At 74.1% G+C, this 13,623-nt stretch carries 13 protein-coding genes; all 13 read right to left on the bottom strand.

Annotated features, from left to right (window positions below; all coding sequences use genetic code 11):
- Positions 1-85: 85 nt before the first annotated feature.
- Positions 86-619 carry a dTDP-4-dehydrorhamnose 3,5-epimerase gene (gene rfbC, locus VF746_06555; protein HEX8692059.1) on the bottom strand — a complete coding sequence of 178 codons (534 nt, stop codon included), beginning with the start codon at positions 617-619 and terminating at the stop codon, positions 86-88.
- 10 nt (positions 620-629) lie between these two features.
- Positions 630-1,904, bottom strand: coding sequence for a class I SAM-dependent methyltransferase (locus VF746_06560; protein HEX8692060.1), 1,275 nt, complete (start codon positions 1,902-1,904; stop codon positions 630-632).
- Positions 1,901-2,896, bottom strand: a complete 996-nt coding sequence (locus VF746_06565; protein HEX8692061.1) for an NAD-dependent epimerase/dehydratase family protein — start codon at positions 2,894-2,896, stop codon at positions 1,901-1,903. Before VF746_06565 ends, VF746_06560 begins: the two co-directional genes overlap by 4 nt.
- Positions 2,878-3,666: a glucose-1-phosphate cytidylyltransferase gene (gene rfbF, locus VF746_06570; protein HEX8692062.1), complete on the bottom strand. Its 789-nt coding sequence runs from the start codon at positions 3,664-3,666 to the stop codon at positions 2,878-2,880. Before rfbF ends, VF746_06565 begins: the two co-directional genes overlap by 19 nt.
- Positions 3,663-4,973: an ABC transporter ATP-binding protein gene (locus tag VF746_06575; protein ID HEX8692063.1), complete on the bottom strand. Its 1,311-nt coding sequence runs from the start codon at positions 4,971-4,973 to the stop codon at positions 3,663-3,665. The genes rfbF and VF746_06575 overlap by 4 nt, the downstream gene beginning before the upstream one ends.
- A 14-nt stretch (positions 4,974-4,987) precedes the next feature.
- Positions 4,988-5,851 (bottom strand): ABC transporter permease, encoded by an 864-nt coding sequence (locus VF746_06580; GenBank protein HEX8692064.1) that lies wholly within the window; start codon positions 5,849-5,851, stop codon positions 4,988-4,990.
- Positions 5,852-6,286: 435 nt separating this feature from the next.
- Positions 6,287-7,195, bottom strand: a complete 909-nt coding sequence (gene rfbD, locus VF746_06585; GenBank protein ID HEX8692065.1) for a dTDP-4-dehydrorhamnose reductase — start codon at positions 7,193-7,195, stop codon at positions 6,287-6,289.
- Positions 7,192-7,767, bottom strand: a complete 576-nt coding sequence (gene rfbC, locus VF746_06590) for a dTDP-4-dehydrorhamnose 3,5-epimerase (GenBank protein HEX8692066.1) — start codon at positions 7,765-7,767, stop codon at positions 7,192-7,194. The genes rfbD and rfbC (VF746_06590) overlap by 4 nt, the downstream gene beginning before the upstream one ends.
- Positions 7,764-8,642, bottom strand: a complete 879-nt coding sequence (gene rfbA / locus VF746_06595) for a glucose-1-phosphate thymidylyltransferase RfbA (GenBank protein HEX8692067.1) — start codon at positions 8,640-8,642, stop codon at positions 7,764-7,766. The genes rfbC (VF746_06590) and rfbA overlap by 4 nt, the downstream gene beginning before the upstream one ends.
- The gene (rfbB, locus tag VF746_06600) at positions 8,639-9,703 is read right to left on the bottom strand and encodes a dTDP-glucose 4,6-dehydratase (GenBank protein ID HEX8692068.1); all 1,065 of its coding nucleotides are present in this window, start codon (positions 9,701-9,703) and stop codon (positions 8,639-8,641) included. Before rfbB ends, rfbA begins: the two co-directional genes overlap by 4 nt.
- A gap of 81 nt (positions 9,704-9,784) precedes the next feature.
- Positions 9,785-10,996, bottom strand: a complete 1,212-nt coding sequence (locus tag VF746_06605) for a Wzz/FepE/Etk N-terminal domain-containing protein (GenBank protein HEX8692069.1) — start codon at positions 10,994-10,996, stop codon at positions 9,785-9,787.
- 24 nt (positions 10,997-11,020) lie between these two features.
- The gene (locus VF746_06610) at positions 11,021-12,682 is read right to left on the bottom strand and encodes an SLBB domain-containing protein (protein HEX8692070.1); all 1,662 of its coding nucleotides are present in this window, start codon (positions 12,680-12,682) and stop codon (positions 11,021-11,023) included.
- Positions 12,683-12,964: 282 nt separating this feature from the next.
- Positions 12,965-13,623 (bottom strand): UDP binding domain-containing protein (locus tag VF746_06615; GenBank protein ID HEX8692071.1); only part of this gene is annotated, 659 nt, incomplete at its 5' end.

Raw genomic sequence — 13,623 nt, forward strand, 5'->3', positions numbered from 1 at the left:
GCGTGCACCTCGTGGCCGCGCCCCACCAGGAGCGGCACCACCTGCCGCCCGATGAAGCCGCTGGCCCCGGTGACCAGGACGCGGCTCATGCGGCGAAGTCGGGGTAGGCGCGGTCGCGGGCCGAGATCACGCGCCGCTCCGCGTCGGGCCAGGCGACGGCGAACGCCGGGTCGTCCCAGCGCACCCCGCGGGCACTGGCGGGGTGGTGCGCGGCCGAGATCTGGTAGAACACCTCGGTGGCCTCGGCGAGCGTCTGGAAGCCGTGGGCGCACCCCTCGGGGACGTAGAGGGCGGCGCGGTTGGCGGCCGAGAGCTCGGCGGCCGTCCACCGGCCCCAGGTGGGCGAGCCGGGGCGCAGGTCGAGCGCCACGTCGTACACCGCCCCCGCCGTGCAGCGGACCAGCTTGGCCTCCTGGTGCGGCGCCGCCTGGTAGTGCATCCCCCGCAGCGTTCCGACGCGCGCGTTGAAGCTCACGCTGCACTGCGGGAAGCGCGTGGCGAGCCCGCGGGCCGCGAACTCGTCGGCGTCGAAGGTGCGGGCGAAGAACCCCCGCTCGTCCTCGTGCCGCTCGACCTCGACCCGCCACACCCCGGCGAGCTCCGTCTCGGTGAAGATCACGGCCGCCCCCCTACTCCACCCGGAGCTCGGGGATGGGGATGATGAAGCGCCCGCCGCGGCGCCGGTACTCGGCCTGCTGCTCCAGGATCTCGTCGGCGAAGTTCCAGGTGAGCAGCAGCACGCAGTCGGGCATCTCCTCCAGCAGGGCCTCGGGCGCCTTCACCGGCAGGTGCGTCCCCGGCGTGAAGCGCCCCTGCTTGACCACGCTCCGGTCCGCCACGAAGTCCAGCGTCTCGCGCCCGATCCCGAAGTAGTTGAGCAGCGTGCTCCCCTTGGCCGAGGCGCCGTACGCCGCGATCCGCTTCCCCTCGCGCTTCAGCCCGTCCAGCATCCCCCGCAGCTCGCGCCGGAGCGCCTCCACCCGCTCGCCGAAGCCCAGGTAGAAGTCGGGGCGGTCCACCCCCCATTCCTGCTCCTCGGCCAGGAGGCGGCGGACGGAATCGGCGGGAACGGGCCTGTCGGCGGCCGGGAAGGCGAAGAGGCGCAGCGACCCGCCGTGGATCGCCAGCCGCTCCACGTCGCCGATCACCAGGCCGTGGCGGCGGAAGAGCCGGTCCAGCGCCGTGAGCGAGAAGTAGCAGAGGTGCTCGTGGTAGACGGTGTCGAACTCGGTGCCCGCGATCATGTCGCGCACGTACGGCACCTCGATCACCGCCGCCCCGCCGGATTTGAGCAGGGTGTGGAAGCCCCGCACCACCCCGTTCAGGTCGGCCACGTGGGCCAGGACGTTGTTGGCGTGGACCACGTCGGCCCGGCGCCCCGCGGCGGCCAGCCGCGCGGCCAGCTCCGCCCCGAAGAACTCGCACACCGTCTCCACCCCGCGCTCCCGGGCCACCCGCGCGATGTTGGCCGCGGGCTCGATCCCCAGCACGGGGATCCCGGCGCGCAGGTAGTACTGGAGGAGGTAGCCGTCGTTGCTGGCCACCTCGGCCACCAGGCTTTCCGGGCCCAGCGAGCGCTCCGCCACCAGCCGCGCGGCGAGCGCCTCGGCGTGGCGCAGCATGGTGTCGCTGAACGACGAGAAGTAGAGGTACTCGCCGAAGAGCCGCTCGGGGGGCACCGTCTCGGTGATCTGCACCAGCGAGCAGCGGGGGCACACCACCAGGTCCAGCGGGAAGCGCTCCTCGGGCCCGTCCAGCTCCTCCGGCGCCAGGAGCGCGTTGGCCAGGGGGGTGCGGCCCAGGCTGAGCACGTCCACCAGGTCGCGCGCCCCGCAGGCGCGGCACCCGGCGATCGGCCCCGGGACCGCGGCCGCGGGGGCGTCCTGCAGCACGGTGGCGCTCACGGCGCCTCCCGCAGGAAGTCGCGGTACCAGCGGATGGTGTGCTCCAGCCCCTCCTCCAGCGTGAAGAGCGGCGACCACGCCAGCACCTGGCGCGCCTTGGCGGCGGAGAGGTACTGGTGGCGGATCTCGTTCTGCGCCTCGCCCCGCACGTCGGGCTCCAGCTCCGAGCCCATGGCGGCGAGGATGCGGTCGACCAGCTCGCGCACGGTCACCTGGATCTCGTTGCTGAAGTTGAACGCCTCGCCGGCCAGCCGCGGCTCGGCCGCCAGCCGCTCGGCCAGGAGCATGTAGGCGGCGGCGCCGTCCTCCACGTAGAAGTAGTCGCGCACGTACGAGCCGTCGGAGCGGATCACGGGGCGCCTGCCCCGCAGCACCGAGCGGATGGTGCCGGGGACGATCCGGTTCCAGTTCAGGTCGCCCCCGCCGTAGAAGTTGCCGCAGCGGGTGATGGCCACCGGGAGCCCGTAGGTGGCCGCGTACGCCTGCGCGACCAGGTCGCCGCACGACTTCGACACGTCGTACGGGTGCCGCCCGACGAGCGGGGTGGACTCGTCGTAGGGGAGGCGGTCGCAGTCGCCGTACGCCTTGTCGGAGCTGGCGAACACCACCTGCCGCACGGCGGGGCTCCGGCGGCACGCCTCCAGGAGCGCCCACGTCCCCTGGATGTTCGACTCGAAGGTCGACACCGGGTTGCGGTTGGCGATGCCGACGATGGTCTGGGCGGCCAGGTGGAGGACCGTGTCGACCTCGTACTCGCCCAGCACCCGCTCCAGGAGCGCCTGGTCGCGCACGTCGCCGCGCACGCTCTTCACCCGCCCGGAGAGCCCCGTGCGCACCAGCTCGCTCTGCGGCACCCAGTCGCGCACCAGGCACACCACGTCGGCCCCGGCCTCCACCAGCCGGCGCGTGAGCCAGTACCCCACCAGCCCCGTGGCCCCGGTGACCAGGGTGGGCCGGTCCTGCCAGAAGCCGCTCACTCCCACGTCTTCCACGGGGCGCGCTCGCCCTCCCAGAGGCTCTCCAGGAGCCGCTTGTCGCGCAGCGTGTCCATGCACTGCCAGAAGCCCTCGTGCCGGTAGGCGGCCAGCTGTCCGTCGGCGGCCAGGCGCTCCAGCGCGTCGGCCTCCAGGCTGCTCTCGTCGCCGTCCAGGTAGTCGAACACCCCCGGCTCGAAGACCAGGAAGCCGCCGTTGATCCACCCCTCCCCGGCCTGCGGCTTCTCGGTGAAGTCCACCACCAGGTCGCCGTCGAAGAGCAGCCCCCCGAAGCGCGCCGGGGGGCGCACCGCGGTAACGGTGGCGATGCGGCCGTGCGAGCGGTGGAAGCAGAGGAGGCGGCCGATGTCCACGTCGGAGACGCCGTCGCCGTAGGTGGCCATGAAGGTCCCGCCCGGCCGGAGCAGCCGCTCCATGCGCTTGACCCGCCCGCCGGTGTTGGTGGCCTCGCCGGTGTCGCAGAGGTGCACCACCCAGTTCTCGCGCGGGCGCCCCTCGTCCAGGTCGTCGCGCACCTCCACCCGCCCGCTGGAGAGCGCCACGGTCATGCTGCTGGTGAGCGTGTAGTAGTCGACGAAGAAGCGCTTGATCACGTCGCCCTTGTAGCCCAGCGCGATGAAGAACTCGTTGCAGCCGTGCCGCGCGTAGTGCTTCATGATGTGCCAGAGGATCGGGTGTCCCCCGATCTCCACCATCGGCTTGGGCTTGACTTCGGTCTCCTCCGCGATCCGGGTCCCCAGCCCTCCCGCCAGCAGCACCACGTTCACGTCCCAGCCTCCTGCCGCTCCGGGAGCGGTGTGTATTCGTTGGTCCACTCGAGCAGCGGGCGCACCAGCCCCGGCATGGGGCCGGCGTAGTCGCCGCGGGCCGAGTCGCCCTCCAGGCCGTCCACCACCTGGAACGCCACGGCGTCGCGCTCGTGCGCGTGCACCACCACCGGGTCCAGCGTGCTGAGCGCGGCGTCGACCACCAGCGTGCCCTCGGCCAGGAAGTTCCCCGGCACCCGGGCGGTGCTCACGTAGCGCCCCGCGGGGCGCGGGCGCCGCCGCCAGGCGGGGTCGGCGTCCACGGCCACGAAGACCATGGTCCCCCGGTCGTCGTGCACGTGGAGGTTGGGCACCAGCACGTGGCCCCCCTCCAGCACGTCGAAGCTCACCTGGAGCGCCACCGGCCGGCGGATGTCGACGCTCTCGGAAGGCCGCCCCCGCTCGTCGCAGACGCGCACGGCCACCAGGCGCGCCACCCGGTCGCCCGGCGCGCGCTCCGGGTCGGGCCACACGCGCTCCGCGGTGGTGCCGAGCCCCGAGTGCAGGTAGCGCTGCACCACCTCGGCGGTGGGCCCGTGGGCCAGCACGCGCCCCTCGTCCAGGAGCAGGGTGCGTCCGCAGAGCCGGGTCACCGCGCCCATGTCGTGGCTCACGAAGAGCACGGTGCGCCCCTCGTGCGCCACGTCCTCCATCTTCCCCAGGCACTTCTTCTGGAAGCTGGCGTCGCCCACCGCCAGCACCTCGTCCACGATCAGGATCTCGGGCTCCAGGTGCGCGGCCACCGCGAAGGCGAGCCGCAGGTACATCCCGCTGGAGTAGCGCTTGACCGGGGTGTCGATGAACCTCTCCACCCCCGCGAACGCCACGATCTCGTCGAAGCGGCGCGCGATGTAGGCCCGGTCCATCCCCAGGATCGAGCCGTTCAGGAACACGTTGTCGCGCCCGGTGAGCTCGGGGTGGAAGCCGGTCCCCACCTCCAGCAGGGCGCCCACGCGCCCGTACACCTCGGCGCGGCCCGCCGTGGGCTCGGTGATCCGCGCCAGGACCTTGAGCAGCGTGCTCTTCCCCGCCCCGTTGCGCCCGATGATCCCCAGCACCTCGCCGTGCGCCACCGCGAAGGAGACGTCGCGGAGCGCCCACACCGTCTCCGCGCCGCCCGGGGGAGGGCGCCGCCGCCGCGCGAGCCGGCGCAGCGGCGCGCGCGCCGCGGCGGCGAGCGCCTCGCGCAGGTGGTCGTGCCGGGCGAGGGCGGCCCCGATCCGGTAGCTCTTCCCCAGTCCCGCGGCCCGCACGGCCAGGCTCGACATCGCCCGCCTCCGCCTCAGGCCACGTCGGCGAAGACGCGCTCGGTCTTCCGGAAGTAGAGCGCGCCGCTCGCGAGCAGCGCGAGCCCCACCGCGAGCGACAGCGCCAGCGCCCCCCACGACGGCCCCGGCGTGCCCAGCAGCACGCCGCGGAAGCCCTCGATCACCCCCACCATGGGGTTCAGCGCGTAGAGCGCGCGGTACCGCCCGGGCACCAGCGAGGCGGGGTACACGATCGGCGAGGCGTACATCCACACCTGCACCAGGAAGGGGACCACGTGCCGCACGTCCCGGTACTGGATGTGGAGCGCGGAGAGCCAGCACCCGATCCCGGCGGCGGTCAGCACCATCACCAGCACCAGGAGCGGGACCACCACCAGCGACGCCGGGGAAGGCACCATCCCGTAGCCGAGCATCACCGCGAGCAGCACCACCAGCGCCACGGCGAAGTCCACCAGCCCCGCCAGCACCGGGGCCAGCGGGATCACCAGCCGGGGGAAGTAGACCTTGGTGATGAGGTTGGTGTTGGCGACCAGGCTGTTGCTGGACCCGGCGAGCGCCGTGGAGAAGTACGTCCACGGGACCAGCGCGGCGAGCGCGAACACCGGGTACGGCACGCCCTCGGAGGGGATGCGGGCGAGCAGTCCGAAGACGGCCGTGAACACCAGCGCGGTGAGCACCGGCTGGAGGACGGCCCAGCCGGCGCCCAGCACGGTCTGCGCGTAGCGCACCTTGATGTCGCGCCACACCAGGAAGAAGAGCAGCCCGCGGTACGCCCACAGCTCGCGCACGCCGATGCGCGGAAAGCGCCCCGACGGCTCGATGACGAGCGTGGGGGCTCCCGCCTTCCGCGCCGGGCGCGGCGCATCGGCGGCCGGCATCGGCAACACTTCGGTGTTCGACGTCATCACCCTCTATACGCGCGGGCGCCGCCGCGCCCTGGTTCGTACCCTCTGCCCTGCGACCAAAACCCTGTCGGCGCACGATTTGGAGCCGGAGAACATAACAGGCGCCTGGAATCGGGGCAACCAGCGCCCGCCGCCGATTCCGGACGAATCGCGGGGGTTCACCGTCGTCCGGGGCCCGTCCACTGCGGACCCGGCGTCCGCACCCGGTGGCCGCGGAACTCGAAAAAACCTTCTCGCACCATCTCCCGGCGCCTGCGTGTGCTCCGCCGGGACTCTCACCGAGGACGCGGAGGCCTCACAGAGAGAGCTTCGGCAGCGGTTTCCGTTCCTCCGTGCCCTCCATCTCGGCGAGACCGGCAGTTCATCGGCACGGCGGCGACGCCTCCCGCCCGCCGCGTCACCCGTCGCTCATCCGGTCGCCGTCCCGCTCCCGCCGCGCCCGGCCGCCAGCTCCTCGAGCACCAGCCGGAGCGAGGCGTCCCACTCCGGCAGGGCGATCCCGAAGGCGCGGCGGAGCCTGCCGTTGTCGAGCACCGAGTACGCCGGCCGCGCGGCGGGCGTGGGGTACTCGGCGCTCGGGATCGCGGCGACCCGCTTCGCGCGCTGCGCCGCGGGGAGCGCGCGCTGGATCGCCGTGGCGAAGCCGTGCCAGCTGGTGCTCCCCGCGGCGGAGAGGTGGAAGACCCCCGCCTCGCGCGGCCGGAGCGAGCGGCCCTGCGCCACGACCGCCGCGGTCGCCTCGGCCACCAGCCGGCTCCAGGTGGGGGCGCCCTCCTGGTCGGCCACCACCCGCAGCTCGCCCCGCTCCTCCAGCAGGCGCAGGACGGTGCGCAGGAAGTTCGACCCGCGCGCCCCGTACACCCAGCTGGTGCGCAGGACCAGGTAGTCGCCGCCGGCCGCCTGCACGGCGCGCTCGCCCTCCAGCTTCGAGCGGCCGTAGACGTTCAGCGGGTTCGGCGCGTCACCCTCGGCGTAGGGCGCGCGCTTGCTCCCGTCGAAGACGTAGTCGGTCGAGTAGTGCACCAGGAACGCGCCCGCGCGCCGCGCCTCCTCGGCCAGCACGCCGGGAGCCGTGGCGTTGGCCGCGAAGGCGGCCTCGGGCTCGGCCTCGGCCCGGTCCACGGCCGTGTAGGCGGCGGCGTTCACCACCAGGCGGGGCCGGCAGCCGCGCACCGCGTCGCGCAGCTGCTCGGGCCGGGCGAGGTCCACCTGGGAGCGCGGCGGCGCCACCACACGGCCCAGCGGCGCCAGCGCCCGCTCCAGCTCCCACCCCACCTGCCCGCCGCGCCCCAGGAGGAGGATGGCGGGCGCGCTCACGCGGCGGTCGCGGCCCCCGCGGCCGCGGCGAAGAGGGCCTCGCCGGGGAGGTCGCGCAGCAGCGGCGCCGCGGCGTCCTTGGGCGAGAGGACGGGCCGCTCCACCGGCCAGCGGATCCCCACGTCGGGGTCGTCCCAGCGCAGGCTCCGCTCGCACTCGGGGACGTACACGTCGGTGCACTTGTACGAGAAGAGCGCCGCGTCGCTGGTGACCACGAAGCCGTGCGCGAACCCCTCGGGGACGTACAGCTGCAGGCGGTTCTCCTCCGAGAGCTCCACCCCCACCCACTCGCCGAAGTGGGGCGAGCCCTGGCGCAGGTCCACCGCCACGTCGAACACCGCCCCCCGCAGCACGCTCACCAGCTTCCCCTGCGCCCGCGGGTTCTGGAAGTGCAGCCCCCGCAGCACGTGGCGGCGCGACAGCGACAGGTTGTCCTGGACGAAGCGCGCCGGGACGCCCGCGGCCGCGTAGCGCTCGTGGTTCCAGCTCTCCATGAAGTAGCCGCGCTCGTCGGCGTGCACCGGCGGCTCCACCAGCACCACCCCGGGGATGCGCGTGGGGAGGATCCTCATCGCCCGGCCCCGTTCTCGACCAGGGACGCCAGGTACGCCCCGTACGCCGTCCGGCGCAGCGGCTCGGCCAGGCGCAGCACGTCCTCGGCCGTGATCCACCCCCAGCCGTAGGCGATCTCCTCGGGGCAGGCGATCTTCAGCCCCTGGCGCTCCTCCACCGTCTGGATGAAGCCCGACGCCTGCGCCAGCGACTCGTGGGTCCCCGTGTCGAGCCACGCCATCCCCCGCCCCAGGATCTCCACGCTCAGGCTCCCGTCGGCCAGGTACCAGCGGTTGACGTCGGTGATCTCCAGCTCGCCCCGGGCGGAAGGGCGGAGCGCGGCGGCCACGTCCAGCACCCGGTTGTCGTAGAAGTACAGCCCCGTGACCGCGTAGTGCGAGCGCGGCTTCTCCGGCTTCTCCTCGATGGAGACCGCGCGGCCGTGGCCGTCGAACTCCACCACCCCGTAGCGCTCCGGGTCGCGCACGTAGTAGCCGAACACGGTGGCGCCGTGCTCGCGCGCGGCCGCCTTCTGCAGCACCTCGCTCAGGCCGTGGCCGTAGAAGATGTTGTCGCCCAGCACCAGGCTCACCCGGCTCGACCCCACGAACTCGCGCCCGATCAGGAACGCTTGGGCCAGCCCCTCGGGGGCCGGCTGCTCGGCGTACGACAGGCGCATCCCCCACTGCCGGCCGTCGCCCAGGAGCCGCCGGAAGAGCGGCAGGTCGTGCGGGGTGGAGATGACCAGCACCTCGCGGATCCCCGCCAGCATGAGCGTGCTGAGCGGGTAGTACACCATCGGCTTGTCGTAGACCGGCAGGAGCTGCTTGCTCACCGCGTGCGTGATCGGGTAGAGCCGGGTCCCCGACCCGCCCGCCAGGACGATCCCCTTCACGCCGCCGCTCCCGTCCCCAGCCGCTGCATCCGGTAGGCGCCCGAGAGCACCCGGGCGGCCCACCGCGTATTCTCCAGGTACCACTCCACCGTGCGCCTCAAGCCCGTCTCGAAGCTCTCGCGGGGGCGCCACCCCAGCTCGTCGCGGATCCGGCTCGCGTCGATCGCGTAGCGCAGGTCGTGCCCGGGGCGGTCGGCCACGAAGCGGATCAGGCGCTCGCGCGGGCCCGCCGGGTCGGGGCGCAGCTCGTCCAGGATGCGGCAGACCTCCCGCACCACGTCCAGGTTGCGGCGCTCGCCGGCCCCCCCGATCAGGTACGTCGCTCCCGGGCGCCCCCGCTCCAGCGCCAGGAGCAGCGCCTCGGCGTGGTCGTCCACGTACAGCCAGTCGCGCACGTTCTCGCCGCGCCCGTACACCGGCAGCTCGCGGCCCTCCAGCGCCCTGAGGATCATCAGCGGGACGAGCTTCTCGGGGAACTGGTACGGGCCGTAGTTGTTGGAGCAGTTGGTGACCAGCGTGGGGAGCCCGTAGGTGTGGTGCCACGCCCGCGCCAGGTGGTCGGAGCCCGCCTTGCTGGCCGAGTACGGCGAGCTGGGCCGGTACGGGGTGTCCTCGCGGAAGGCGCCCTCCGGGCCCAGCGAGCCGTACACCTCGTCGGTGGAGACGTGCACGAAGCGGAAGGCCGCGCGCTCCTCCCCCTCCAGCCCCGCCCAGTAGCGGCGCGCCTCCTCCAGCAGCGTGAAGGTGCCCAGCAGGTTGGTGCGGATGAAGTCGGCGGGCCCGTCGATCGAGCGGTCCACGTGCGACTCGGCGGCCAGGTGCAGCACCGCGGCGGGGCGGTGCTCGGCGAAGACGCGCCGGAGCGCGGCGGCGTCGCAGACGTCCACCCGCTCGAAGACGTGGCGCGGGTCCCCGGCGACCTCCTCCAGCGACTCCAGGTTCCCCGCGTAGGTGAGGCTGTCGACGTTGACCACGCGCCGGCCGCGCTCGCCCACCAGCTTCCGCACCACGGCCGAGCCGATGAACCCGGCGCCGCCGGTGACCAGAAGTGGCTCCCGCATCACGAGTCCCGCCTGGGTTGCACGAATCCTCACGCGAAGGCTGGCGCGGCACGTCCCGGGCCAGCGGGGCTCCGGGCGGCGTCAGTCTCCCATCGACACGCCCGCCCGGCGCTCGGCGCGCCGGCCGAACGGGAGCAGCTCGGAGCGGAAGCGCTCCCACGCCGCCAGGAACTCGGCGTTGGCCGGGTTCTCCCGGAGGCGCGCCACCCCCTCCACGGCGAAGGCGGCCACCAGCCCCAGCAGCAGCCCCAGCGCGGCGGCCAGCGCCAGCGTCTTCTTCAGCGAGCGCACCGGGCCGCCCGGGAGCGCCGGGTCCAGCACCGAGAGGACCGGGAGGTTGTTGTTGGCGTCGATCTGCGCCTCGGCCAGCGCGGCCGTGAGCGACTGGTAGACCTGCTCGTCGCGGGCCAGGTCGCGCAGCAGCCGCGCCGAGGCCAGCTTGAGCTCCACCCCCTCGCCCACGGGGACGAACACCGAGGCGGCGCCCCCGCCGGCCGTCAGGCGCCGGAGCTGCTCGCGGCGCGCCGCCAGCACGTCCAGCGCCTGGCGCAGCCGCGGGTTGTCGGGGGTGGACGACCGGCGCAGCCGCGCCACCTCCAGCTCCTGCTCGTAGATCGCCCGCTGCAGGACGGCGGCCGTGCCGAGCGTCTGGCTGGCCTGCTCCTCCACGTCGGGGGCGCCCCGGTCGCGCTGGAAGCTCATCAGGCGCTCCTCGGAGCGCAGCAGCCGCTCGCGCGCCGTGGCCACCTGGGCCTCCAGGAAGCTCCCCTTGCGGGTGGCGCCCTCGGCGTTCAGGCGCGCCAGCAGCGCGTTCAGGAGCGGCGGGTAGGCGTTGGCCACCGCCGCGGCGAGCCGGGGGTCCTTCGCCCGCACCTGGATCAGCACCGAGCCGTCGGGGTTGCGCGCCACGCGCACGCCCTCGTCCAGGACCCGGGCCACCTCGGCCGCGCGCGCGGCGTCGCCGCCCGCCACGCGCGCGCGCACCGAGTCGGAGAGCGTGCGGCTGTCCAGCACCACCGCCACCAGCCGGTCGCTGGCGGCGGTGAAGCCGCCGAACAGGCTCGCCATCCCCCCGGGGAGCCCCACGGGGAACTGCTGCGTGCGCGACTGGGCGGCCGCGAACGGCACCAGCCGGGTGGCGGAGACGAAGTACTTGGGCAGCAGGAGCGCCGCGGCCGCCCCGGCCAGCGTGGCGACGAGCGCCACCAGCGCCACCACCCGCCAGCGCCTGAGCACCACGGCCGCCAGGTCGAGGAAGCGGAACTCCCGCGCGGGCGCGGCCGGCTTCTCCATCGGATCCTGCATCTGCTCCCGCCGTCAGAAGATTCGTTCGATCGAGAAGGCCGTCAGCAGCAGCCCCGTGACCACCGTGACCACCCCCTGCAGCGTCTGCAGCGTCTGCAGCGGGTCGCGGCGCCTCGCGAAGGGCACCACGATCTGGTCGCCCGCGTCGACCGCGCGCACCTCGCGCAGGTCGGCGCGGCTCCCCGACCGGGCCCGGAGCACCTCGGTGTCCTTCCAGTCGGCCCGCCGGCTGTAGCCGCCGGCCAGGTTCACGTAGTAGTGCACGTCGCGCCCCGGGGCGTACGGCACGATCCCCGGCTGGAGGACGGCGCCCAGCACCGTGACCCCGGTGCGGCGCACCGGCACGGTGAGCACGTCGCCCGACTGCAGCGGCTGGTCGAGCGCGTCGTTCCCCTCGGCGAAGAGGCGCTGGAAGTCGAGCACCACCACCGTGGGGTCCGCCGCCAGGCGGACCTGGAGGATGCGGCGCTCGTCGTCGCTGAGCAGCTCGGGCGGGATCGCCTGCAGCCGCCGCACCGCCTCGCCCTGCGTGGGCGGGGGCTGGCGGGTCAGCGTGGCGTCCACCAGCGAGGCCTCGGGAGTGAAGCCGCCCGCCATCGCCACCAGCTCGCGCACGGTGGTGGTGTCGTGCCGGATCGGGTAGGTGCCCGGGCGCACCACCTGCCCCAGCACGGTGGCCGTCCGCTGCACCATGTAGTTGGCGAGCGCCGGGACGAAGATGGCGTCGAAGGGCTGCAGCACGAGCGCCCTCCCCTCGGGCCCGAACGCCGCCTCGCGCGGCAGGGTGCGGATGTCGCGCGCCCCGGCGCTCACGAAGCGGGAGAGCCGGATGCTGTCGGCCGCGTTGGCGGGGAAGCCCCCCCCGCCGTTGGCCACCGCGAGGAACTCCGCCAGCGTCTCGCCGGGGCGGTACTCGTAGATGCCGGGGAACTGCACCCGCCCGTACACCTGCACGGTGCGGTCGATGGTGGGCACCACCAGGGCGTCGCCCTCGCGCAGGGTGGGGTTGGCGGAGAGATCGCCCGCCTGGAGGAAGCGCGCCAGGTCCACCGGGACGCTGTCGCCCGAGGCGCGCCGGAGCACCACGTTGCGGCGGTGGACCTCGGCCCCGGTGCCGCCGCCGCTGATCGGCGGCACGATCTCGCTCACCCGGGTCACGGCGCTGGCCGCCCGCACCCCGGGCTGCGCGACGTCGCCCACCACGAACACCTTGAAGGTGCGCACCTGCGAGAGCGTGAGCGTGACGTCGACGTTGCGGTAGAAGCGGTAGACCAGGGCGCGCACCCGCTCCTCGGCCTGGTCCAGGTTGAGCCCCAGCACCCGCGCCACCCCGAGCTCGGCCACCACCAGCGTCCCCTCGGGGGTGACGGGGAGGCGCTCCACCCGGTTGTAGTCGCCGAAGATGGCCACGTCCACCACGTCGCCGGCCCCCAGGCGGTACTCCGCGCGGCTGACCGGCGCGTCCAGGAGCGGCCCGGCCGGGAGCGGGAGGGACGGAATCTGTACTGCGGCCGCGGCCGGCGCCCCGGCGCGCGCCCTCGCGGTGTCGGCCCCCGTCTGGGCGGCCAGGGAGCCGGGGCGCGGCAGCGTCGCCAGCAGGCAGCCGGCGACGAGCGCCAGGGCCGCGGCCGCCGGCCGGCGCCCGGCCCGGCGGTGCACTCGGGTCTTGTTCACACGCTCACTCGCGAAGGTCATCGGGCCCGCGGCCCGCGAAAACGGACCGGCCCATAAACGGCAGCCCCGGACGTGGAAGACCAGGCCGGGGCGGGCAAGGCCGGTAATTTATCCCGCAAAGTGTGAAAGGGAAAGGCCATGCGGCCTTTCGTCCTTCCCCGTCGCCCGCGCCGGACGCCCCGCCGCCCCGGAGGCGCCGCACGAATCGTCCGCATGCGCTCGCCGCCCCGGCCGCCCGCGCGCCCCGGGCGGCGGTGCGGCGGAAGCGCTGCGCGAGGCGCCTCAGCCGACCACGGCGGGGACGGGCACGGCGGCCGGGCGGCGCTCCCGCGCCACCCCCGAGATCCCCACCACGCGGGCGCGCCCCGCCCGGCCCCGCATCACCCCGCGGGTGTCGACCACCAGCCAGGCCCGCTCGGCCACGCGCGCCCAGTCGATCTCCGAGTGGTCGGTGACCACCACCACCGCGTCGGCGCCGGAGAGGAGCTCGTCGGTGAGCGGCTGGCTGTGCATGGGGAGGTCGGCCAGCGGGGTGTGGCCGTCGTCGCCGATCACGGGGCAGAAGGGGTCGTGGTAGCTCACCTGCGCCCCCTTCTCCTGCAGGAGCCGGATCACCTCCAGCGCCGGGCTCTCGCGCAGGTCGTCGATGTCGCGCTTGTAGGCCACGCCCAGCACCAGCACGCGGCTCCCCTTCACCGCCTTGCACTCGTCGTTGAGCGCGCCGGCGACCTTCTCCACCACGAAGCCGGGCATCTCGGCGTTGATCTCGCTGGCCAGCTCGATCATGCGCGTCTTGTACTCCAGCGTGCGCATCTTCCACGACAGGTAGTGCGGGTCCAGCGGGATGCAGTGCCCGCCCAGGCCGGGCCCCGGGGTGAACTTCATGAAGCCGAACGGCTTGGTGGCGGCCGCCTCGATCACCCCCCACACGTCCACCCCCA

It is taken from the genome of Longimicrobium sp., from assembly GCA_036389795.1.
GTDB lineage: Bacteria > Gemmatimonadota > Gemmatimonadetes > Longimicrobiales > Longimicrobiaceae > Longimicrobium.

What these genes read in the sequence shown, in the direction of transcription:
- VF746_06575 (HEX8692063.1), bottom strand. Translation starts at nt 4,973, where the DNA reads ATGTCGAGCCTGGCCGTGCGGGCCGCGGGACTGGGGAAGAGCTACCGG.
- VF746_06580 (HEX8692064.1), bottom strand. Translation starts at nt 5,851, where the DNA reads ATGCCGGCCGCCGATGCGCCGCGCCCGGCGCGGAAGGCGGGAGCCCCC.
- rfbC (HEX8692066.1), bottom strand. Translation starts at nt 7,767, where the DNA reads ATGAGGATCCTCCCCACGCGCATCCCCGGGGTGGTGCTGGTGGAGCCG.
- rfbB (HEX8692068.1), bottom strand. Translation starts at nt 9,703, where the DNA reads ATGCGGGAGCCACTTCTGGTCACCGGCGGCGCCGGGTTCATCGGCTCG.
- VF746_06605 (HEX8692069.1), bottom strand. Translation starts at nt 10,996, where the DNA reads ATGGAGAAGCCGGCCGCGCCCGCGCGGGAGTTCCGCTTCCTCGACCTG.